The sequence below is a fragment of the Elioraea sp. genome (assembly GCF_051860475.1).
Taxonomy (GTDB): Bacteria; Pseudomonadota; Alphaproteobacteria; order Acetobacterales; family Acetobacteraceae; genus Elioraea.
The window spans coordinates 43,616-65,871 of record NZ_JBHYDW010000001.1; the positions used below are offsets into that span (position 1 = coordinate 43,616).

General features: G+C 70.8%; 20 protein-coding genes. 9 read left to right on the forward strand and 11 right to left on the reverse strand.

The features are described 5' to 3' along the window. Positions 1-51: 51 nt before the first annotated feature. The 8 genes from ACTIFU_RS00200 to ACTIFU_RS00235 all read right to left on the reverse strand — a co-directional run bounded on the left by ACTIFU_RS00200 (position 52) and on the right by ACTIFU_RS00235 (position 7,301). Positions 52-1,263, reverse strand: a complete 1,212-nt coding sequence (locus tag ACTIFU_RS00200) for an ABC transporter substrate-binding protein (RefSeq protein ID WP_439576252.1) — start codon at positions 1,261-1,263, stop codon at positions 52-54. Positions 1,264-1,329: 66 nt separating this feature from the next. Then, a complete protein-coding gene (locus ACTIFU_RS00205; RefSeq protein WP_439576253.1) occupies positions 1,330-2,094 on the reverse strand; it encodes an ABC transporter permease in 765 nt (254 codons plus the stop codon). Further along, complete coding sequence (locus ACTIFU_RS00210) at positions 2,091-2,846, reverse strand: ABC transporter permease (RefSeq protein ID WP_439576254.1); 756 nt, start codon at positions 2,844-2,846, stop codon at positions 2,091-2,093. Before ACTIFU_RS00210 ends, ACTIFU_RS00205 begins: the two co-directional genes overlap by 4 nt. Then, positions 2,843-3,664: an ABC transporter ATP-binding protein gene (locus tag ACTIFU_RS00215; protein ID WP_439576255.1), complete on the reverse strand. Its 822-nt coding sequence runs from the start codon at positions 3,662-3,664 to the stop codon at positions 2,843-2,845. Before ACTIFU_RS00215 ends, ACTIFU_RS00210 begins: the two co-directional genes overlap by 4 nt. A gap of 11 nt (positions 3,665-3,675) precedes the next feature. Then, a complete protein-coding gene (locus tag ACTIFU_RS00220; RefSeq protein WP_439576256.1) occupies positions 3,676-4,662 on the reverse strand; it encodes an ABC transporter substrate-binding protein in 987 nt (328 codons plus the stop codon). 84 nt (positions 4,663-4,746) lie between these two features. After that, positions 4,747-5,751, reverse strand: a complete 1,005-nt coding sequence (locus ACTIFU_RS00225) for an NADP-dependent oxidoreductase (protein WP_439576257.1) — start codon at positions 5,749-5,751, stop codon at positions 4,747-4,749. Positions 5,752-5,809: 58 nt separating this feature from the next. Next, positions 5,810-6,268 carry a hypothetical protein gene (locus tag ACTIFU_RS00230; RefSeq protein WP_439576258.1) on the reverse strand — a complete coding sequence of 153 codons (459 nt, stop codon included), beginning with the start codon at positions 6,266-6,268 and terminating at the stop codon, positions 5,810-5,812. A gap of 103 nt (positions 6,269-6,371) precedes the next feature. Then, on the reverse strand, positions 6,372-7,301 hold the full coding sequence (locus ACTIFU_RS00235; RefSeq protein WP_439576259.1) for an ornithine cyclodeaminase family protein: 930 nt from the start codon (positions 7,299-7,301) through the stop codon (positions 6,372-6,374). Between the two features lie 56 nt (positions 7,302-7,357). On the opposite strand from ACTIFU_RS00235, the gene ACTIFU_RS00240 reads away from it, so the two are divergent. Next, positions 7,358-8,524, forward strand: coding sequence for an NAD(P)/FAD-dependent oxidoreductase (locus tag ACTIFU_RS00240; protein ID WP_439576260.1), 1,167 nt, complete (start codon positions 7,358-7,360; stop codon positions 8,522-8,524). A 136-nt stretch (positions 8,525-8,660) separates the two neighbouring features. On the opposite strand, the gene ACTIFU_RS00245 is transcribed toward ACTIFU_RS00240, so the two are convergent. Further along, positions 8,661-11,411, reverse strand: a complete 2,751-nt coding sequence (locus tag ACTIFU_RS00245) for a TRAP transporter permease (RefSeq protein ID WP_439576261.1) — start codon at positions 11,409-11,411, stop codon at positions 8,661-8,663. A 120-nt stretch (positions 11,412-11,531) separates the two neighbouring features. Then, positions 11,532-12,512 (reverse strand): TAXI family TRAP transporter solute-binding subunit, encoded by a 981-nt coding sequence (locus ACTIFU_RS00250; protein ID WP_439576262.1) that lies wholly within the window; start codon positions 12,510-12,512, stop codon positions 11,532-11,534. Between the two features lie 365 nt (positions 12,513-12,877). Here ACTIFU_RS00250 and thiS point away from each other — a divergent pair, with 365 nt between their 5' ends. Beyond that, positions 12,878-13,882 carry a sulfur carrier protein ThiS gene (thiS, locus tag ACTIFU_RS00255; RefSeq protein ID WP_439576263.1) on the forward strand — a complete coding sequence of 335 codons (1,005 nt, stop codon included), beginning with the start codon at positions 12,878-12,880 and terminating at the stop codon, positions 13,880-13,882. A 9-nt stretch (positions 13,883-13,891) separates the two neighbouring features. On the opposite strand, the gene ACTIFU_RS00260 is transcribed toward thiS, so the two are convergent. Next, the gene (locus tag ACTIFU_RS00260) at positions 13,892-14,155 is read right to left on the reverse strand and encodes an Ig-like domain-containing protein (protein ID WP_439576264.1); all 264 of its coding nucleotides are present in this window, start codon (positions 14,153-14,155) and stop codon (positions 13,892-13,894) included. 278 nt (positions 14,156-14,433) lie between these two features. On the opposite strand from ACTIFU_RS00260, the gene ACTIFU_RS00265 reads away from it, so the two are divergent. The 7 genes from ACTIFU_RS00265 to ACTIFU_RS00295 all read left to right on the forward strand — a co-directional run bounded on the left by ACTIFU_RS00265 (position 14,434) and on the right by ACTIFU_RS00295 (position 22,248). Beyond that, positions 14,434-16,119 (forward strand): AI-2E family transporter, encoded by a 1,686-nt coding sequence (locus ACTIFU_RS00265; RefSeq protein ID WP_439576265.1) that lies wholly within the window; start codon positions 14,434-14,436, stop codon positions 16,117-16,119. Between the two features lie 262 nt (positions 16,120-16,381). Then, complete coding sequence (locus ACTIFU_RS00270) at positions 16,382-17,512, forward strand: type III PLP-dependent enzyme (RefSeq protein WP_439576266.1); 1,131 nt, start codon at positions 16,382-16,384, stop codon at positions 17,510-17,512. A 54-nt stretch (positions 17,513-17,566) separates the two neighbouring features. Beyond that, positions 17,567-18,457: a DMT family transporter gene (locus ACTIFU_RS00275; protein ID WP_439576267.1), complete on the forward strand. Its 891-nt coding sequence runs from the start codon at positions 17,567-17,569 to the stop codon at positions 18,455-18,457. 2 nt (positions 18,458-18,459) lie between these two features. Further along, on the forward strand, positions 18,460-19,245 hold the full coding sequence (locus ACTIFU_RS00280) for an alpha/beta fold hydrolase (RefSeq protein ID WP_439576268.1): 786 nt from the start codon (positions 18,460-18,462) through the stop codon (positions 19,243-19,245). 261 nt (positions 19,246-19,506) lie between these two features. Further along, entirely contained in the window at positions 19,507-20,742 is a 1,236-nt protein-coding gene (locus tag ACTIFU_RS00285) for an ABC transporter substrate-binding protein (protein WP_439576269.1), read from the forward strand. Further along, positions 20,739-21,542 carry an ABC transporter ATP-binding protein gene (locus ACTIFU_RS00290; RefSeq protein ID WP_439576270.1) on the forward strand — a complete coding sequence of 268 codons (804 nt, stop codon included), beginning with the start codon at positions 20,739-20,741 and terminating at the stop codon, positions 21,540-21,542. The genes ACTIFU_RS00285 and ACTIFU_RS00290 overlap by 4 nt, the downstream gene beginning before the upstream one ends. 1 nt (position 21,543) lies before the next feature. Next, the gene (locus tag ACTIFU_RS00295; RefSeq protein ID WP_439576271.1) at positions 21,544-22,248 is read left to right on the forward strand and encodes an ABC transporter ATP-binding protein; all 705 of its coding nucleotides are present in this window, start codon (positions 21,544-21,546) and stop codon (positions 22,246-22,248) included. The last annotated feature ends 8 nt before the right edge of the window (positions 22,249-22,256 follow it).

The following is a 22,256-nucleotide window of genomic DNA, read 5'->3' on the forward strand; positions in this document are numbered from 1 at the left end:
GGCAGGGAGACGGAGGGTGGGCGGGGCGTCGGCCCCGCCCGCTGCGCATCGTCAGGCCGCCGGGAAGACCGGCTGCGCGTCGGCGAACTCGCGCGGGAAGATCAGCTTGATGTCGCCGCCCTGCACCTGCGTGTTCACCGGCCGCGCGCCCATGTTCTGGCCGTTCTCGAACTTGGTCGGGCCGTAGGGCATGATGTGGTCGGCGAAGCTGGAGGCGGCGAGCGCCTCGGTGATCCTCGCCCGGTCGGTCGAACCCGCGCGCTCGATCGCGTCCGCGAGCAGCCGGACGCAGGAGTAGTTCAGCGGAATGTTGTAGAGCCAGAACCGTCCCGTGGCCTCGGCGGCGGCGCGCACCTCGGCAGACTTCGGTTTGCGCGGATCGGCCCAATGGTTGCAGTCCATGATGTTGTTCGCCGCGTCCGGGAATTCGCGCACGAAGCGGAAGTTCGACGCCGCGCCGTTCAGCACTGCGTAGACGCCGACCTTCGGGCGGATGCGCTGCTGCTGCATGGTGCGCGCGAGCAGCACGAACTCGCCGTAGTAGGAGGAGGGAATGATGAGGTCGGGGGCGAGCGCGCGGATGCGCAGCGCCACGTTCGACATGTCGCGCGAGGGTGTGGGGTGCGCGATCGTCTCCAGCACGCGGAAGCCACGCTCGGGCAGCTGGGTGTTGAGCAGCCGCGCCATGCCGGAGCCGAACAGCCCGTCCTCGTGCACGATCACGGCGGTCTGCGCGGGCTTGCCGGCCGCCTCGTTGATCGCGACCAGGTTGTCCAGTGCGGTCTTGGTCACCGTGCCGAAGCCGGGGGCGAAGCGGAAGGTGTTCTTCAACCCGCGCGTGACGATCTGGTCGGACACGCCGACATCGACGATGTAGGGAATGTCGTAGCGCGACGCCGCCTGGGTGGTGGCGAGGCAGATCGGCGAGGCGAAGCCGCCGACGATCGCCGCCACCCCCTCACCCTGCATGCGCTCGACCTCGGCGACACCGCCTTCGGGGTTCGAGCGCGCGTCGCCGAACACCATCTGGATCTGCGCGCCGCCGAGCGCCTTGATGCCACCCCCGCGATTGATCTCGTTGATCGCGATCTCGGCACCGAGCCGCCCGTGCTCGCCGTCCTGGGCGAGCGCACCGGTGACCGGCTGGATGATCCCGATCTTCACCGCCGCCGGTTGTGCGCGCACATGCGGCGCCGCGAGCGGCAGCGCGGCGGAGGCGGCGAGCAGGCTGCGCCGGCGGATGCCGGCCATGGTCTTCGTCATGTCTTGGGCCTCTCCCAGATGAGCCATGGACTATTTAGGCCGCGCCGGGCCGGTGGGGAACACCCCTCAGGCCCTCGCCGTGCGGCGGTGCAGGGCGCGGTCGATCTTCAGCAGGATCGCGCTGACGGTGGCGGCGAATACCGCGAGCAGGAAGGCCGCCGCCATGATGGTCGGCACGTCGTTGAGCCCGATCGCGTTGATCAGCACGAAGCCGACGCCGCGCTGCGAGGCGAACATCTCGCCGATCAGCACGCCGAGCAGCGTCAGCGCGAAGCCGACGCGCTGTCCGGAGACGATCTCCGGCAGGGCGGCCGGCAGCCAGACCGTGAAGAAGGCCTGCCAGGGCGTCAGCCGCAGCGTGCGCGCGACCTTGAGATAGACCGGGCGGATCGTGCGCACGGCATTCAGCGTGAAGATGGTGACCGGGATGATCCCGTGGATCGCGCCGAACGCAACCTTCGCGGGAAGTCCCAGCCCGAAGATCAGCAGGATCACCGGATAGAGCGTGATCTTCGGCAGCGCATAGAGGGCCACCAGGATCGGCTCGGCCACCTGGCCCGCGAGCCTTCGCACGCCGAGCCAAGTGCCGAGGCCCAGTCCGCCGAGTGCCGCGAGCAGCAGCGCGTAGCCGAGCGCGGTCAGGCTTTCGGTGATGTGGCCGTGGAAGCGCCGGCTCTCGAGCAGTTCGCCCGCACGCGCGAGCGTCTCGGCCGGGCCGGTGAGCGCTTCCTCGCCTGCCCAGCGGGAGAGCAGCCACCACAGCAGTACAAGCCCCGCCAGCAGGGCGAGGCTATCGCCGTAGCGCTTCCAGGCCGGCGCGCGCTCGGTCATCGCGCAAGGCCCCGGCGGCGCAGCATGCGCTGCTCGATCGTGTGCAGCACCATGTTCACCGCCGTGACGCTGACCAGGATGAACAGCATCAGCGCATACATCTTCGGCGTGTCAAAGTTGTTGTAGGCGTAGGAGATCGCGAAGCCGAGCCCCGCACCGGAGAGGATGAACTCCGAGGCGATCACGCCGATGAAGGAGTAGGCGACCGCGAGCTTTATGCCGGTGAACAGATATGGCGTGGCGGCCGGGAACTTGATCAGCAGCGCGATCGACACGGGGTCCATGCGCGAGAGCCGCGCCACCTTCAGCGCGACACGCGGCACGCGGTCGAGCCCGTTCAGGGTCGCGATGATCATCGCCACCACGCCGAACAGGAAGCCGATCACGATGATCGGCAGGTCGGACATGCCGAAGATCACGATCAGCAGCGGGTAGAATACGAAAAACGGCACCGCGTAGTAGGTCGCGAGCAGCGGATCGAGCGCGCGGCGGAGCCGCGGTGCGGCGTGGATCAGCAGGCCGAGCACAAAGCCGCCGGCGACCGACAGCACGAAGGCGGCGGCAACGTTCGAGAGCGTCTTGACGATGTCGGGCATGATCTCGCCCGAGGCGATCAGACCCCAGAGGGCGCCGGCCATCGCGGTCGGCGGGATGATGGTGTGCCGGCTGACCAGCCCCGCCTGGGTGACGAGTTCCAGTGCCGCGATCGCGCCGAGCACGATTGCGATGCGGATCCAGCCGGCGCGGGTCATCGCACCCCGCCGAGCGCCTTCAGGCTCTCGGCGCGCAGGGATGACCACAGCCGCGCGGTGACCTCGCCGAAGGCAGTGTCGGAGACGATGGTGGAATCACGATCATGCGGCCAGCCCGTGGCGACCATGTCGATGAAACGCCCGGGCCGTGCGCTCATCACGCCGATCCGGTCGGACAGCATCGCCGCCTCGTCCAGCGCATGCGTGATCAGCAGCACCGTCGCGCCGGTGTCGCGCCAGAGCCGCAGCAGCTCGTCGCCCATCAGCAGGCGCGTCTGCTGGTCGAGCGCGCCGAACGGCTCATCGAGCAGGATCAGCCGCGGTTCGAGCACCAGCGTGCGCGCGATGCAGACGCGCTGGCGCATCCCGCCCGAGAGCTGCGCCGGATAGGCGCGCGCGAAGCCCGTCAGCCCCATGAAGCGCAGCGCGTGATCGACGCGGCGCGCGGTCTCGGCGCTGTCCATGCCGGCGCGGCGCAGGCCGAAGGCGACATTGTCCCAGACCGAGAGCCAGGGGAACGACGCGTCCTCCTGGAACACCACGCCCACGCCGTCGGGCGGGCTGGCGCGGACCTCGGTGTCCTCGAAGGTCACCGAGCCCTCGGTCGGCGCCGAGAGCCCGGCGAGAATTTCGAGCAGCGTCGACTTGCCGCAGCCCGAGGGGCCGACGACCGCGAAGAACTCGCCGCGCGCGAGATCGAGGTCGAGCGGGCCGAGCGCATGCACCGGCGCCTGGCCGCGATCAGGTGGCGGAAAGATCCGCGTCACCCCGTGCAGCGTCGCATGCGCGGAGCCGGCCCGGGTGCCCGGGCCGGCCATCGTCGCGACCGTCAACCCGTCGCCTGAAGGTCGGGTGGCAGGAAGCTGCGATCGACCAGCGGTGTCCAATCGATCGGCCCGTCCACCTCGCCGATGATGCGCAGGCCCTCGACCATGTTGTCGAGTGCCTTGGTGTCGATGTTGCCGCGGCTCCAGTAGCCGACATCGACCATGTTCTTCACCGCGCGCACGCCGAGCTCGCGCGGCAGTTCGTAGGCCTCGGCGAAGAGCTTCCCGCCCTCCTCGGGATTGGCGTAGAGGAAGTCGACCCCCTTGCGACGCCCGGCGATGATCGCGCGGAGCTTGTCGGGCTGCTCGCGGATGAACTGCGTCGTCGTGATGCCGACGGTCTGCGTCATCGGCGGCAGCACGTCCTTGACGAAGAACAGCGGCCGCCAGCGCGCATGATCGCGCGCCCAGATCGGGTCCATGATCGGTGCGGCCTGCACGCCGCCCTGGCGCAGCGCGGTGAGCCCGGCGCCGATGCCACCGGTGCTGATGCGCTCGACCTTGTTCAGGTCCACGCCCGAGGCCGTGAGCGACATGATCACCAGCATCTCGGTGACCGATTTCGGGCTGGTGTAGGCGATCCTCTGGCCCTCGAGATCCTTGATCGTGCGGATCGGGCTGTCGGGCGTGGTGACCCAGAGGATGTCGGCGACCGTTGCGGCGCCGGCATTGACGATCTTGATGTCGAGACCCTCGCGCGCCGCGGCGACGGCGGCGGCGAGCGACACCTCGCCATAGGGCAGGCCGCCGGCGAGCACGTTGCGCACGGTGGTGCCGCCGCCCTTGCTGGTCAGGATGCCGGTGATGTTGACGCCGGCTTCGCGGAAGAAGCCCTTCTCCATCGAGACCGCATAGGGCGCGCCGTACATCAGCACGCCCCAGTGGGTGACGGAGATCTCCTCGCCGCGGCCCTGGGCGGCGACGGGCAGGGCAAGGGGTGCGAGGGCCGCGCCGGCGACCAGGCCGCGGCGTCCGATCGTGATGCTCATCAGGTCCTCCCTTCGGCCGTGCGCTGCATGCCGGCCCTGGCCGCTACAGGTAGGGCGGGTCGCACGGCAGGGCAAGCGCGTGGCTCAGTCGGGAAGCCGCACCAGCAGCTTGCCGAAATTCCTTCCTTGCAGCAGGCCGATGAAGGCTGACGGGGCCGCGTCGAGCCCCTCGACCACATCCTCGCGGTACTTGAGCCGCCCGTCGCGCAGCATGGGTGCGGCAAGCGCGCGCCACTCGCCCAGCCGCTGCCACTGGTCGGAGACGATGAAGCCCTGGATGCGCAGGCGCTTGCGCACGACGGGGCCGAGATTGGGTCCCGCCAGCGGATCGGCGTCGTTGTACTGCGCGATCATCCCGCACATCACCATGCGGCCGAAATCGTTCAGGCGCGGGAACACCGCCGCCTGCAAGGCACCGCCGACATTCTCCCAGTAGACGTCGATGCCGTTCGGGCAGGCGCGGTCGAGCGACCCGGCCAGATCGCCGGCACGGTGATCGATGCAGGCATCGAAGCCGAGCGTCTCGGTGACGAAGCGGCACTTCTCGGCGCCGCCCGCGACGCCGACCACGCGGCTTCCGGCGAGCCTGGCGATCTGCCCGGCAACCGCGCCCACCGCGCCGGACGCCGCCGAGATCACCACCGTCTCCCCCGCCTTGGGCTGGCCGATGTCGCTCATCCCGACATGCGCTGTCAGCCCCGGCATGCCGAGCACACCGAGCGCGGTGGAAATCGGCGCCTCGGCCGGATCGAGCTTGAGCAGCTGCTTGCCCGGCATGACCGAATGCGTCTGCCAGCCGAATCCGCCGAGCGCGATGTCGCCGGGCGCGAAACGCGCGTCGCGCGAGGCGAGGACGCGCCCGACCGTGCGGCACTCGACGACGCCGCCGATCGGCACCGGAGCGGCGTAGGACTTCGCCTCCGAGAGCCGGCCGCGCTGATACGGATCGAGCGAGAGGTAGAGATGCTTCAGCACCACCTCGCCCGCGCCCGGTTCGGGCACGGGGACATCCTCGAAGGTGAAGTCGTCCGGCGTCGGCATGCCGACCGGTCGGCGCTTCAGCACGATGCGGCGGTTCGTTTCAGTCATGCGTCCTCCTTCGGATCGACCGGTGCGGTCCGGACTCTGTGCGGCCGGGTGGTTGGCCTCATTGGAACGACGTGTCGTAGAGCAACGCGTCGAGCCCGGCGAGGACCGAGACCACGACACCGATCAACCCCGCCAGCTTCAGCACGACGCCGAGCGCGGTGCCCAACACGCTGTCAGCCGTCCCCTCCCTCCCCGGATGTGGGGTGCCATAGACGATGCCGCCGATCACCCGACCGACGACGTAGGGTGCCATGCCCGTCAGCCGGCTTCCCCAGATCACCATCGCGACCGAGGCGCAGAGGACCACAACAGCGGTGCCCCACCCTTGCGCGCGGATCAACTGGTAGAGGGCGACGAGCAGATGCCAGGACTGCACCACAGCCCACCAGACGCCAAGGATGATCGTCCGGAACACGACCTCGAGGTGGAGCTCCTCGTAGAGCAGCACGAGCACGGTCCAGAACTGGACGAGCAGCCACCAGATGGAGCTGAGAATGGCCAGGATGATGTCGTCCATCGGGCGGCAGTCCCTCCCCTCGTGTCCAGATCCGATCTGCGCCGCGCGCAGCTCAACCAGGCCAGGCTGTCCCGATCGGATCCAGCACCGTGGCCGGTCTCGGTCACGTGCTCGTCGTCATGGCAAGCTCGACCGCGATCAGGTCGAGTGCGGCGAAGCCGACGGACTTGAACACGGTGATGTCGTCAGGGCGGCGCGGCGGCGGGCCGTCGCGCACCAGCTCGGCGAGGTCGGCGACGATGGCCTGCTCGCCGATCAATCCTGCCTTGATCGCCTGCGCGACCTCGCCACCCTTCACCAGGGCCGATGCGCGGTCGTCGGCGAACACCCGCGCGCGCGGCATCAGCGCGGGCTCGGCCTCGGCCATCGCGGGGGTGAAGGCGCCGACCAGCGAAAGATGGGTGCCCGAACGCACCGCATCGGCGGGGATGATCGGCGCGGCCGCGGTGGTGGCGGCGACGATCGTGTCGGCCTCGGCGATCGCCGCGTCGAGATCGGGCGCGGTGGCGGCGTCGATGCCCTCCGCGCGCAGACCCGCGGCCAGAAGCTCGGCCTTCGCGGGCGTGCGGCCCCACACCAGCACGCGCTTCAGGGTCGGCTGGGCGGCGAGATGCGCGCGCGCGAGCGCCGGTGCGAGCGCGCCAGTGCCGATCACCAACAGCGTCGCGCAGTCGGGGCGGGCGAGCAGAGCCGCGCCGAGCGCCGAGGCCGCCGCCGTGCGCCGCACCGTCAGCACCACGCCGTCAAGGATCGCGCGCAGCCGCCCGTCGCGCTGGTCGAACACGGTCACACTCGCATCGAGCGCCGGCCGGCCGGCTTCGGCGTTGCGCGGATAGACGGTGACGAGCTTCACCACCATCAGGCCGCTCTCGCGCCATGCGGGCATCAAGAGCAGCGCATCGCCTTGCCCGGTGGGATCGAGGATGAGCCGCGGCGGCGAGGCAAGCTTCTCGGCGAGGCGATCGCGGAGCGCCGCGATCAGCGCGGGATACGGCGTGAGGCGCTGCAGCGTGGGTCCGTCGATGACGCGCATCGGCGCAGGATGCGCGGCGGCTTCCCGACCGTCCACCCGCGCGGCAGAGTGCCCCCATGAGCGGGCGGTTCGACGTGGTGATCGTGGGTGGGGCGGCCATGGGCGCCTCGGCCGCCTGGCATCTCGCCTGCGATCTCGGCTTCGCCGGCCGCGTGCTGGTGCTCGAGAAGGACCCGTCCTACGCGCGCGCCGCAACCGCGCTGTCCGCCAGTTCGATCCGGCGGCAGTTCTCCACCGCGATCAACGTCCGCGTCTCGGGCTACGGCGTCGCGGTGCTGCGCGAGGCGCCGGCGCGGCTGGGGATCGATGCGTCGTTCCGCGAGGGTGGCTATCTGTTCCTGGCGAGCGAGGCGGGGCGGGAGACGCTGGCGGCGAACCACGCGGTGCAACGCGCGGAGGGCGCCGACGTGGTGTGGCTCGACCCGCCGGCGCTGCGCGCACGGTTCCCCTGGCTGGAGACGGAGGGCCTTGTCGCCGGCACCTGGGGGCGAACCGGGGAAGGTTGGTTCGACGGCTTCGGCGTGATGCAGGCGATGCGCCGGGCCTCGCGCGCGGCGGGGGTGGTGTGGCGCACGGCGGCGGTGACAGCGATCGACGCGCCGGGCGGCCGCGCAACCGGCGTGCGGCTGGCGGACGGCACCACGATCGAGGCCGGCACGGTGATCGTCACCGCGGGTACCGCCACCGCCGACCTGCTGCGGCCCTTCACCGACCTGCCGGTGCGCCGGCGCAAGCGGCTGATCTTCTACATCCGCACGCCCGCCGCGCTGCCCGCGTGTCCGCTGCTGATCGACCCGACGGGCGTCTATATCCGCCCCGAGGGCGAGGGGTTCATCTGCGGCACCGCGCCGCCGCCAGAAGACGACCCGGACGTGGCCGAAGACGATTTCGATGTCACGCCCGAGTTCTTCGAGGCGCGGGTCTGGCCGGTGCTCGCCGCGCGCATTCCGGCGCTGGAACAGCTGCGCATGGAGCGCGCCTGGGCGGGGCACTATGACCTGAACACCGCCGACCACAACGCGCTGGTCGGGCCCGTGCCGGGCGTGACGGGGCTGCTCGCGGCCTGCGGATTCTCGGGCCACGGCATTCAGCAGGCGCCGGCGATCGGGCGCGGGCTGGCGGAACTCGCCGCGCTCGGCCGGTACGTGGCGCTGGACCTCACGCCGCTCGCGCTCGGGCGGCTGGCCGAAGGGCGGCTGGTGCTGGAGCGCAACGTCGTCTGAGGCGGTCTGAAGGTCCGTCTCGGCTCTCATGGGGAACCCGCGGTGCGACGCAGGAGCAGCATGACGCAAGCGGCCTCGCTCGGCCCAGGGCCGTTCGGGCGCCTGCCCGCACCCCTGTCCCATGGACAGGGGTGCGTCAGGTATCGCCTCGCCGCGCCCGCGGTCGCTGGAGCAGGGCAACGAGGCCGAGCAGCAGCAGCGCCGGGACGTACACTATCTCCTTCGGCGGCCGCTCGGCAGACGGCACCAGCACCGCGGTGGCGTGCCAGCCGAACTCGACGCCGAACCGCTCCGCCGGGCTGCCGAACGCGACATCCGTGATGTTCACCTGCTCGCCGACCGCCGCGACCCCGAGCCCGACCCCGCGCAGCCGCTGAGCAGCCGGGCCGGTCTCGCCCAGGCGGAACATCACCACCTTGCTGACGTCGCGCCCGTCCATGTCCACGCCCTCGACGCGCATCCGCAGGAAGCCCTGTGCGGGCACCTCCTCAACCACCTGCAACAGGGCGCGCGCGGGAAGCTCGTCGTATTCGGGCATGATCTGGTCCAGGAAGAAGCCCGGCCGGAACAGCATGAACGCGACCAGCAACAACAGCGCGCTCTCGTGCAGCCGGCTGCGCGCGAGGAAGTAGCCCTGCGTGCCGGCGGCGAACACCAGCATCGCGACGATGGCGCTGAGCACCACTACCAGAAGGTGCCAGATGCTGCCGATGCCGATCAGCAGCAGCTCGTAATTGAACACGAAGATGAACGGTAGCGCGACCGTGCGCAGGCTGTAGTAGAACGCCTGAATGCCGGTCTGGAGAGGATCGCCGCGCGACACCGCCGCCGCGGCGAACGAGGCGAGCCCCACGGGCGGTGTCACGTCGGCCATGATGCCGAAATAGAAGACGAACAGGTGCACCGCGATCAGCGGCACGACCAGCCCCGACTGCGAGCCGAGTTCCACCACCACCGGCGCCATCAGCGTCGCGACAATGATGTAGTTGGCGGTGGTCGGCAGGCCGAGGCCGAGGATCAGGCTGATCAGCGCGGTCAGCACCAGCATCAGCATCAGGTTGCCGCCGGACAGGTACTCGACGAGCTCGGTCATCACCAGGCCGATGCCCGTCAGCGCTACCGTGCCGACAATGATGCCGGCGGCTGCGGTCGCAACCCCGATGCCCACCATGTTGCGCGCGCCGGCGACCAGACCGTCCACCAGCTCGACGAGACCGATCGTCACCGCGCGGCCGTACGCGCCCTGGCCGCGGAACAGCGCCAGGATCGGCCGCTGCGTGATCAGGATGAACACCATGAACGCGACCGCCCAGAACGCCGAGAGCCCGGGCGAGAGCCGCTCGACGATCAGCGTCCAGATCAGCACCACCAGCGGCAGCAGGAAATGCAGGCCGCTCAGCAGAGTCGGGCGCACTGCCGGCAGCTGGCTGAGCGGCGCCTGCGGATCATCCATCGTCAGTTCCGGCACCTGTGCGGCGATCAGCAGCAAGGCGAGATAGGCGGCCAGCACGAACCCAGCGATCATGAGGTTCGCCGCCGGCCCAAACACGTCGCGCGTCCAGCCGATGCCGTAATAGATCGCCCCGGCCAGGATGATCAGGCTGCACACGGTGATGCCGAAGCCGAGCAGGGACTGCACCAGCGTGGTCTGCTCGCGGCGCGGCAGGCCGCTCATGCCCATCTTCAGTGCCTCGAGATGCACGATGTAGAGCAGCGCGATGTACGAGATCACCGCCGGCAGGAAGGCGTGGGTGATCACCTCGACATAGGGAATCCCGACATACTCGACCATCAGGAACGCGGCCGCGCCCATCACAGGCGGCATGATCTGCCCGTTCACCGAGCTCGCCACCTCCACCGCGCCGGCCTTCTCCGCGCTGAAGCCGACCCGTTTCATAAGCGGTATGGTAAAGGTCCCGGTGGTCACAACGTTGGCGATCGAGGAACCGGAGATCAGCCCCGTCAGCCCCGAGGCCACCACCGCGGCCTTCGCGGGCCCGCCGCGCATGTGGCCGAGCAGCGAGAACGCCACCTGGATGAAGTAGTTGCCCGCGCCCGCCTTCTCTAGCATCGCGCCGAACAGCACAAACAGGAACACGAAGCTGGTCGAGACGCCGAGCGCGATGCCGAACACGCCTTCGGCGGTGAGCCATTGCTGCGACATCGTGCGGCTGAACGAGGCGCCGCGATGCGCGATCATGTCGGGCATGTAGGGGCCGGCAAAGGTGTAGATCAGGAACACCACCGCGATCGTGGTCAGCGCCGGGCCAAGCGAGCGCCTGGTCGCCTCGAGCAGCAGCACCATGCCGCATCCCGCCGTGACGAGGTCGAACAGCGTCGGCGCGCCGGGGCGGTGCGAGAGTTCCACGTAGAAGATGAACAGATAGAGCGAGCTGAGCGCGCCGGCGAGTGCCAGCACCCAGTCGATCTGCGGGATGAGCGTGCGCGGCACGGGGCGGAACGCGGCCCAGGCGACCACGAGCAGCGTCGCGCCGACGGCTCCGAAGATCAGCGGATTGTCGGTGCCCGCCATCGCCTGCATCGCCGCCCGGCCGAGCAGCGCCAGGCCGGCGAGCAGGTAGAGCACGGCGAAGACCGGAACCCTACGCGCATGGCCGACCAGACCGGGGAATGACAGGAAGGCGAGGAACAGCGCGAAGGCGAGATGGATCGCACGCGCCTGGGTGTCGTTGAAGATCAGGACGTGGAACCAGAACGGCAGCGGCGAGGCGATCCAGAGCTGGAACAGTGACCAGCACAGCGCCGCGGTGTAGATCACCCGCCGCGGCGTGCCATGAAGCTCGCGCGCGCCGGTGTCGGCCTGTGCCGCCAACTCCTGCGCGGCGGCCTGCGCCGCTGCCTCGTCCCCTCGCGCGCGCTCGTCCATGGGACGCTCGTATCTCTCAGCCGGCCGATGGGCTGGGCTGGGTCCACCGGGGTGGCATGCGTTCGGGCCCGCGCGGCGCGGGCCGGGCCGGGCCGGGCGCGGCCGGATCTTGGCACGGCGCTACCGGAGCAGGCCGGCCTCGCGATAGTACCGCTCGGCACCCTCATGAAGCGGCGCGCTCAGGCCGTCGCGCACCATGGTCTGCCGGTCGAGCACGGCGAAGGCCGGGTGCAGACCCTTGAACGCGTCGAAGTTCGCGAACACGGCCTTCACCACCTGATAGACGGCGTCAGCCGGAGTGCGCGTCGAGGACACCACCGTCGCGCCGACGCCGAAGGTATGGATGTCCTCCTTCTGCGTCGTGTACATGCCGGCGGGCAGCGTCGCCTTGAAGTAGTAGGGGTGGTCGGCGACCAGCTTGTCGATCGCCGGTCCTGTGACCGACACCAGCACCGCGCCGCAGGTGGCCACCGGCTCGGCGATCGATCCCGTGGGATGGCCGACCGTGAACAGGATCGCATCGACCCGGTTGTCGCACAGCGCCTGAGCCTGTTCGCGCGAGGGCAGTTCGGAGGCGAGGGCGAAGTCGCTCATCGTCCAGCCCAGCGCGCGCATCACGACCTCGACGGTGCCGCGCTGTCCTGAGCCCGGATTGCCGACATTCACGCGCTTGCCCTTGAGATCCTGGAACGTGCGGATGCCCGATTCCGGCCGCGCGACCACGGTGAAGGGCTCCGGATGCAGCGAGAACAGCGCGCGCAGCTCCTTGTCAGCGCCCGACTCCTGGAAGCGGTCGCTGCCATGATAGGCGTGGAACTGCCAGTCGGACTGCACCACGCCGATATCGAGCTCGCCCTGGCGGATCGCGTTCAGGTTGAACACGGAGCCGCCGGTGCTCTCGGCCGAGCAGCGGATCCCGTGCTCGCGCCGTCCCTGATTCACCAGGCGGCAGATCGCACCGCCGGCGGGGTAGTACACCCCCGTCACGCCACCCGTGCCGATCGTGACGAAGCGCTGCTGCGCGTCGGCGGGTGCTGGCGTCGCGGCGCTGAGGGCCGCGCCGATTGCGATCGCAGCCGTCATTGTTACGATCTTGCTCATCATAGCCCCTCCCTTTGGCGTTCTGCTGCGCCACCGATCCATGAGGCAGTCCACCGGCTGCCGCCGCTCCCGATCGGGCATGGCCACGTCGGGCCCGGCGTCCGGATCGAGGCGCTACGTCCCAGGACTATGCCGACTGGCCAAAGAGCGCGTCAACGCAACCGTGCCGCTCCGCTGGTGTCCCAGGATGACCCGTCCGACCAGAAGCCGCGCGGCAGGACACCCGCGGGGGCCAAGGGGCCCGCGAAGCTGGCCCTCGGGCCAGCGAAGCCATCGAACCCAGCCCCTTGCCCCCGCACCCCCAATCCCATGACCTCGCACCACGACCCTTGCCGCCCGCCGGACAACCCACCCATATCGAGGCCATGGATGCCGCCACCACCAGCCTGCGCCTCTCCGTCAACGGCGAAGCGCGCGCCTTCCCAAGCCCGCTCACCGTCGCAGGGCTGCTCGCCGCGCTGACCCTCGACCGGCGCAAGGTGGCCGTCGAACGCAACCTTGAGATCGTGCCGAAATCGGCGTTCGAGACCACCGTGCTCGCCGAGGACGACCGGATCGAGATCGTCCACTTCATCGGCGGCGGCGACCTCACGCCGCCGGCCGAGGACGGCTGGACCGTCGCCGGCCTTACCTTCCGCTCGCGCCTGATTGTCGGCACCGGCCGCTACAAGGACCTGCCGGAGACGGCAGCCGCGATCAATGCCTCGGGCGCCGAGATCGTCACCGTCGCCGTGCGCCGCGTGAACCTCTCCGACCCCTCGGCGCCGATGCTGCAGGACCACGTGCCGCCCGACCGCTACACCTATCTGCCGAATACCGCCGGTTGTCACACGGCGGAGGATGCGATCCGCACGCTCCGCCTCGCCCGCGAGGCCGGCGGCTGGAACCTGGTGAAGCTGGAAGTGCTGGGGCCCCCGCCGACCCTCTATCCCGACATGCAGGAGACCCACCGCGCGCTCGACGTGCTGGTGAAGGACGGGTTCCAGGTGATGGTCTATTGCGTCGACGATCCGGTGGCGGCGAAGCGGCTCGAGGAGCAGGGCGCGGTCGCGATCATGCCGCTCGGTGCGCCGATCGGCTCGGGGCTCGGCATCCAGAACAAGGTGACGATCCGGCTGATCGTCGAGCAGGCGAAGGTGCCGGTGCTGGTGGATGCCGGCGTCGGCACCGCCTCGGACGCCACGATCGCGATGGAACTTGGCTGCGACGCGGTGCTGATGAACTCCGCGATCGCGCACGCCAAGGATCCGGTGCGGATGGCGCGCGCGATGAAGGCCGCGATCGAGGCCGGGCGCGAGGCCTATCTCGCCGGGCGGATGGCACGCAAGCTCTACGCTGACCCGTCGAGCCCGCTTGCAGGGCTGATCTGACCTGCCGCGTCAGGGACGGGGCAGGACGATCACGGTCACGACCACCTGGCCGTTGACCGCAGCCCCCTGCCAGACCCCGCGCGTGGCGACGGTGAAGCTGTCCGATCCGGCGAAGCCCGGACGGGGCGTGTAGGCAACGCCGTTGCCAGTCGCCGTCGCCGTGCCGTTCGACGGAGCGCGGGTGAGCTCCGCGGCCTCGTAGGGCACGCGTTGCGGGTCTGTGCGCATCCAGTAGGTGATGCGGCAGGCTTCGCCCGTATTGACGACACGCATCGTTGTGCTCGCCCCGCCCGGCTGCGTCATGCCGCGGAAGGCGGCCACCTCGCAGGGCCGCGCGCCTTGGCCGAAACCCGTTGCCGACGCGACAACGGAAATGAGCGCGGCGGCTGCCGCGCAGACGATACGATTGATGATTATTGAACCCCCAATCGAAGAACGCTCCTGGAAAACAACTCAGACGCACCCCGCAACTCGTGACAATTTGGAGACGGAGCGGGCGGGGAACCGCGCGCGGCAGGACGCGTTCCGTGCCCGGAGGCTCCGGACCCAGCATGCCACGCGCCGCACCCCTCGCACTCGAACCCGCCGGTCCGGCCGTCACCCGCACACTGGTCGGGCTGGCGATCGTGCTCGCCGGGCTGCACGTCGGGCGCGACATCCTGATCCCGCTTGCCCTCGCGCTTCTGCTCTCGGTCGCACTGGTGCCGGTCGCGCGTGCGCTCGAACGCATCGGCATCCCGCGCGTGGTCGCGGCGCTGAGCGTGGTGCTGCTCGCCGCTGTCGCCTCGCTGCTGTTCATTGCGCTGCTGGCCACCGAGGCGGTGGCGCTCGCCGCCTCGCTGCCAGCCTACGAGGCCAACCTGCGCGCCAAGGTGCGCGCGCTGGGCGATGGATCGGCGGTGTTCGGCCCGCTCCTCGAAATGCTGCGCGGGCTGACGGCCGAGCTCGGCGGGCAGGGGCGCTTCACGCCGCTGCCGGTCGCGTCGGAGGCCGCCCCCGCGCCGAGCCCGCAGCGCATCGCCGGCGATGCGCTGCGGCTGATGCTGACCCCGCTCGCCACCGGCGTGATCGTGCTGCTGTTCGCGAGCTACCTGATGCTTCAGCGTAACGACATGCGCGACCGGTTCATCCGCCTCTGGGGCGACGGCGACATCCCGCGCGCGACCGCGGCGCTCGGCGAGGCCGGACGGCGGATCAGCCGCTACCTGCTCGGCCAGTTGGTCGTGAACCTGACCTTCGGCGCGCTGATGGCGGGCGGACTCTGGCTGATCGGCATTCCGAACGCCCTGCTCTGGGGCCTGCTCGGCTTCATGCTGCGGTTCATCCCGTTCGTCGGCGGTCCGCTCGGGGCGTTCTTTCCACTGATCGTCTCGCTCGCGGTCGATCCTGGCTGGACTACGCCGCTGATGGTGATCGGGCTGTTCGTCGTGGTTGAGGTGTTCTGCGCCCATGTTCTGGAGGTGCTGCTGAACGCCGCCGCCACCGGACTCTCCCCGCTCCCGCTGGTGATGATCGCTGCGCTTTCCACCGTGATCTGGGGGCCGATCGGGCTGGTGCTCGCGCCACCTTTTGCCGCGTGCCTGCTGATCGCGGCACGCCATGTGCCGCGGCTCGCCAAGCTCGAGCTCCTGCTCGGCCGGGCGCCGGTGCTGGATCCGGCGCAGCGGTTCTACCAGCGGGTGCTCGCCGGCGACCGCCACGAGGCGGCCGAGCTGGCCGAGCGGCTCGCCGACCAGGACGGCGTGGCAGCGACGGTGCGCGCGGTGCTGCTGCCGGCCGCGCGCACGCTGGCGGCGGATCTGCGGCGCGGCGCGCTCGACCATGCGGATGTGGAGCGCGCCTCGCGCGTGCTGGTCTCAGCGGCCGAGGCGCTCCTCGACGAGCCGGAGGCACCGGCCGCAGTGCTGTGTGTCGGCGCCGGCGCCACGCTGGACCAGGCGGTGGCCACGGCCGTCGCCGCCACGCTGGTCGACGAGGGCGTACCCGCGCGCGTGGCGGCGCGCCCGCTCGAGGCCGGTGCGTGCCGGGCCGCCGCGCTGGTGCTGGCGCGCCATGCCTCGCCCCGGCGGGTGCGGCGCGCGGTCGCGCGCCTCAGGCTGGCAGTCGGCCCGGACGTGCCGGTGCTGGTCGTCGCCGAGGGCGAGGCGGAACTCGCCCGCGTCGCCACGGCGGCAGGCGCGCAACTCACCGAGCCCGAAACGATCGGCCGGGCCGTTGGTTCGCTCGCGTCCGCCTGACTGGCCCGGGTATCTCCGCACCTCTGCCCTGCATCCTGCAGGGACGTTTTTTTCCTTCACCTGCCGGGGGATAGCGCGTATATGCGCTGCAGACGCAGCAACGCACGTGCCTCTGGCCCCTCGGGGTTTACGCAACGACGTCAAGCGCTCTGGCCAGCCCGGGCTTCGGCCCGGGATCGCTGGTGTGTTCGACCGTTCCGTTAACCTGGGGTGCGTCGCCTCGACAGGCCGCCCCGCTGGAGTTGAAGGGGAGGCCCGTGCGATGACCCCCAAGATCGCGCGCTTTCTCGAGGATGTGCGTCCCGCGACGCCCTGCCTCGTTCTGGATGTGGACCGCGTGGAGCAGAACTACCGCGTTCTGTCGGCCGTGCTGCCGCTCGCGCGCATCTACTACGCCGTGAAGGCCAACCCCGCCCGGCCGGTGCTGGAGCGGTTGGCCAGGCTCGGCTCGGCGTTCGATGCCGCGTCGTGGGAGGAGATCGAGATGGTGCTCGCGGCCGGGGCCGCGGCGTCGGCGATCTCCTACGGCAACACGGTGAAGAAGGAGAGCGCGATCGCCCGCGCCTTCGCCGCCGGCGTGCGGATGTACGCCTTCGACTCCGAGGAGGAGCTGGAGAAGCTCGCGCGCGCGGCGCCGGGCGCGAAGGTGTATTGCCGTCTGCTGGTCGAGAATGCCGGTGCCGACTGGCCGCTGAGCCGCAAGTTCGGCTGCTCGGTCGAGATGGCGGCCGAGTTGATGCTGCGCGCAAGGGAGCTCGGGCTCGACCCCTATGGGCTATCGTTCCATGTCGGCAGCCAGCAGCGCGACGCGGTGGCCTATGAGGCGGCGGTCGCCAAGGTGGGGATGCTGTTCACCGATCTCTCCGAGCGCGGGGTGAACCTGCGCATGGTGAATCTCGGCGGCGGCTTTCCGGTGCGCTACACCGACGACGTTCCGGGCATCGACCATTTCGCCCATGCGATCATGGGCGCGATGACGAAGGCGTTCGGCAATGCGATCCCCGAGATGGTGGTCGAGCCAGGCCGGTTCATCGTCGGCGATGCCGGGGTCGTTTCGTCCGAGGTCGTGCTGGTGAGCCGCAAGGCGAAGGATGACCCGGTGCGCTGGGTGTATCTCGACATCGGCCGGTTCGGCGGGTTGGCCGAGACCGAGGGCGAGAGCATCCGCTACCGGATGCAGACCACGCGCGATGGTGGGCGCACCGGTCCGGTGGCGATCGCGGGCCCCACGTGCGACGGCGCGGACATCCTCTACGAGAGGACGCCCTATCGTCTGCCGCTGGCGTTGCGTGCCGGCGACCGGCTCGATCTGCTATCGGCCGGCGCCTACACGACGACCTATGCGGCGCAGTCCTTCAACGGATTCCGGCCGCTGTCGGAGCACTACATCTGAGGGGGGTGTTTGAGGGGGGCCTTGCGGCCCCCCGCAATGTTTCTTCGGCCGGTGATGCCGCGCGCCGCCCTGATCCAGTTCGCGCTCGTGGTCGCGATCTTCGGCGCGGCTGCGCCGGTGATCCAGGTGGGGCTTGTCGACGCGACACCCACCTGGTTCGCGTTCTGGCGTGCGTTGCTCTCCACGGCCACGACCGCAGCGCTGGTCGGGTGGCGTGGCGGGTTGTCGGTACCGGCGCGGGCGGACGTGCCGGTCGTGCTCGCCGTCGGCGTCTGCCAGATCGGCGTGTTCTTCGCGCTGCTCCATCTTGCGCTGACTCTGGTGCCGGCCGGGCGCGCGACCTTGCTTGCGTACACGACGCAGCTCTGGCTGGTGCCGATCTCGGCCTTCGCGCTCGGCGAGCGGCCGGGACCGCGGCGGCTTGTGGCCGTCGTGCTGGGGCTCGTCGGCATCATGGTGCTGGCGGACCCGGCGGCGGCGCCGGTCGCGGGTGTGCTGCTGCTGCTCGCGGCATCGCTCTCCTGGGCGGTGGCGATCGCGGTCTTGCGCGCGACCCGTCCGGCGGCGCCGCTCGTGATGTTGCTGCCCTGGCAGTTCGCGCTTGCCGCCGTCGTGCTGCTGCCGGCCGCTGCCGTGCTGGAGCCGGCGGGCGGGGTGACGCTGACGGCGCATTCACTGACCGCGCTCGCGTTCCTCGGCGTGGTTGGCGGGCCGCTCGCGACCTGGGCGGCGAACAGTGTCAGCCGGGCCTTGCCGGCGCTGGTGACCTCGATCGGGTTCCTCGGCGTGCCGCTGGTGTCGCTGGCGCTGTCGGCGCTGTTCCTCGGCGAGGCAGTGACGCTTCGACTCGTGCTGGGTGCCGGGCTGATCCTGGCGGCGCTGGTCGTGCTGGCGGTGCGACGCGCGTTGCCGGCCGCGCCTGGTTCGGGCATCACCGGGCGATGACGATGGCGACTGTCACGCTGGCCGCAACCGAGCAGGGTGAAGGCCCGCCGGTGGTGATCCTGCACGGGCTGTTCGGCTCGGCGCAGAACTGGGGGACCGTGGCGAAGCGGCTTGCGGCGACGCATCGCATGATCGCGGCCGATCTGCGCAACCATGGATCGAGCCCCCACACCGCGGCGATGGACTACCCGGCGATGGCGGCGGATGTCGCGGCGCTGATCGAGGCGCGCGCCGACGGCCGCGCGGCCGTGATCGGCCACTCCATGGGCGGCAAGGTGGCGATGTGGCTGGCGCTCACCCGGCCGGAGCTGGTCGAGCGGCTGGTGGTCGTTGATGTCGCGCCGGTGTCGTACCGCCCCGCGCTTCAGGCCTACGCCGCGGCGATGCGCGCGCTGCCCCTGCGCGCGGGCATGCGCCGGGCGGAGGCGGATGCGGCGCTGGCGCCGGCGATCGCAGACCCCGGCGAGCGGGCCTTCCTGCTGCAGAACCTGCAGTTCGACGCGGCGGGCGCGCCCGCGTGGCGGCTCAACCTCGCCGCGATCGAGCCGGCGGTGCCGGTGATCTCCGCCTTTCCCGACCCGCCGGCCGGCGCGCGCTACGCCGGCCCCGCGCTGATCGTCTCGGGCGAACGGAGCGGCTATGTACGCGCCGAGCATCACCCGACGGTGCTGGGGCTGTTCCCACGCGCCGCGTTCGTGGTGGTGCCGGGCGCCGGGCACTGGGTGCATGCCGAGGCGCCCGAGCCGTTCCTGCGCGCGGTCGCGCCGTTCCTCGCGATGCCGGGCTGACGGCCTGACCGCGCCGGCAGCCCCGCGGCGCGAAAGCCAAGGCGGAACGCCGTGCAGCGGAGCCACGTCCCCACCCCTGAGCGGACCGCACCGCGCTGCACCCGCATGGATGGCGCCTGACAACGCGCCCGAGGCGCAGACCGAAGATCCGAAACCGGATTCGGGTTTGCGCGCGGACGGTTCCGGACTATCTCCGCCCCATCACGCCGGGCCGCGTCCGGAGAGCGGCCTCGGCATTCACAGGGATGCCAGGAGGGACCCATGACGAAGTCTCATGTGACGCGCCGCGCCATGCTGGCGGCAACGACCGCCGCGTCGGTGCTGCCGCTCTCCGTCCGCGCCCAGGAGGGCCAGGTGCGGATCGGAGCGATCCTCTCCTCCTCGGGCGGGCTCGCGGCGTTCGTGCCGCCGATCCGCGCCGGGATCATGCTCGCACTCGAGGAGGTCAACGCCGCCGGCGGCGTGCTGAACGGCCAGCGGCTGACGCTGATCGAGGCCGACGACCAGACCAACCCGCAGGTCGGCGTGTCGGTCGCGACCCGGCTGGTGCAGGCCGACACCGTGCCGATCGTCATCGGGCCGATGGCCTCGGGCATCACCATCGCGGTGGCGAACGCGGTGACCATCCCGGCCGGGGTGCCGATCATCTCGCCCTCGGCCACCGCCCCGGCGATCAGCGCGCTCGCCGACAACGACACGGTGTTCCGCACCGCCGTGCCCGACGGGCTCCAGGGCGCGGTGCTGGGCCGCATCACCAAGGCGCGCGGGATCGAGCGGGCGGCCGTGATGGCGATCAACAACGACTACGGCCGCGGCCTCGCCGGCGCGTTCCAGGCCGCGTTCGAGCGCCATGGCGGCAGCGTCACGGCGACGCAGAACTTCGAGGAGAACCGCCCGTCCTACCGCGCGGAGCTCCAGACGCTCGCGGGCCGCGGCAATCCGCAGGCGCTTGTGCTGATCGCCTATCCGGGCTCGGGCGGCAACACGATCCTGCGCAACGCGGTGGAGAACGCGTTCTTCAGCCGCTTCGTGCTGACCGACGGCATGCGCGACCAGGCGGTGGTCCAGGCGGTCGGCGCCCAGCCACTCGCCGGCACCTTCGGCACCGCGCCCGGCACGGCCGCCTCGCCTGAGCGCCGCGCCGCCTACGAGGCCGCCTTCCGCCGCGCCAATCCGGCGATGGACCCGGCCGGCGCCTTCGTCGCGCAGTCCTACGACGCCGCCTATGTCGCCGCACTGGCGATCCAGAAGGCCGGGCGTGCCGACCGCGCGGCGATCCGCGCCGCGCTGCGCGAGGTCGCCAACCCGCCGGGCGAGGCGGTCGGGCCCGGCGAGTGGGCGAAGGCGCGCGGGCTGATCGCCCAGGGCGCGGCGGTGAACTACGAGGGCGCGTCCGGCCCGGTGGACTTCAACGAGGCGGGCGACGCGCAGGGCCGGATCGAGGTGTGGGAGGTCCGCGACGGGCGGATTGCCACGGTCGAGAACGTCTCGGCGTGAGCGGAGGCGCGCCGGGCGCCGCGCCACCTGCCCTCGCCGTCCGGGGACTGACGAAGCGCTTCGGCGGCTTCGTCGCCCTAGACGCTGTTTCGCTCGATGTACCGGAGGGCTCGATCACTGGGCTGATCGGGCCGAACGGTGCAGGCAAGACGACGCTGTTCGCGACCGTCGCCGGGTTCCTGCCGCCTGACGAGGGCACCGTGATGTTGCGAGGCCAGGACGTCACCGCGGCCCCACCCTGGCGGCTGCACCGGGCGGGGCTCGCGCGCACCTTCCAGATCCCCCGCCTGTTCGCCCGCATGACGGTGCTCGAGAACCTGATGGTCGCCGCGCCCGACCAGTCCGGCGAGCGTCTGCCCCTGCCCTGGATCGCGCGGGCGCGGATCGCCCGCGAGGAGGCCGCGCTTGCCGAACGTGCGCAGGCGGTGCTCGCGCGGCTCAACCTCGCGGCCCTCGCGGAGGCGCCGGCGACCGCGCTCTCGGGCGGGCAGAAGAAGCTCGTCGAGCTCGGCCGCGCGCTGATGAGCGGGGCGAGCCTGATCCTGCTCGACGAGCCGGCGGCCGGGGTGAACCGCACCCTGCTCCGCGAGATCGCTGCGACGATCGCGCGCCTCAACCGCGAGGACGCGATCACCTTCCTGGTGATCGAGCACGATCTCGACCTGGTCGCCGAGCTCTGCGATCCGGTGCACGTGCTCGCCGAGGGGCGCGTGATCGCCTCCGGAACGATGGCCCAGGTACGGAACGATCCGGTGGTGGCCGAAGCCTATCTCGGCATGGCGATCGCGCCGGCCGACTGAGATGGCGCTGCTCGAGGTGCGCGGGGTGGTCGGCGGCTACGGCGAGGCCGACATCCTGCACGGCGTCGATCTCGCGGCGGCCGCGGGCGAGATCGTGGTGATCGTCGGCGCGAATGGCGCGGGCAAGTCCACGCTGATGAAGGCCGTGGCAGGGCTGGTGCGCGTGCGCGCGGGCGGGATCGTGTTCGGGGGTGAGGCGATCGCGAACGCTCCGTCCGAGACGATGATCCTGCGCGGGCTGGCCTATGTGCCGCAGGAGCGCAACGTCTTCCCCTCGCTCACGGTGGAGGAGAACCTGGCAATGGGCGCCTATGCGCGGCCCGCCGAGACCGAGGCCGGGATCGCGCGCGTGCTGGCGCTGTTCCCCGATCTCGCGGCGAAGCGGCGCGTGGCGGCGGGGCGGCTTTCGGGCGGGCAGCGCCAGATGGTGGCGATCGGCCGGGCGCTGATGCTGGAGCCGCGGCTGATCATGCTGGACGAGCCGACCGCGGGTCTCTCTCCAAGATTCTGCGCGCTGATCTTCGAGCAGGTGGAGGCGATCGCGCGCCAGGGCGTGGGCGTGCTGATGGTGGAGCAGAACGCGCGACCCGCACTTGCGATCGCCGATCGCGGCGTGGTGTTGGCGATGGGCCGCAACCGCGCGACCGCCCCGGGGCCGGCGCTGCTCGCCGATCCCGAGATCGGCCGGCTGTTCCTGGGGGGGTGAGCGCTTCG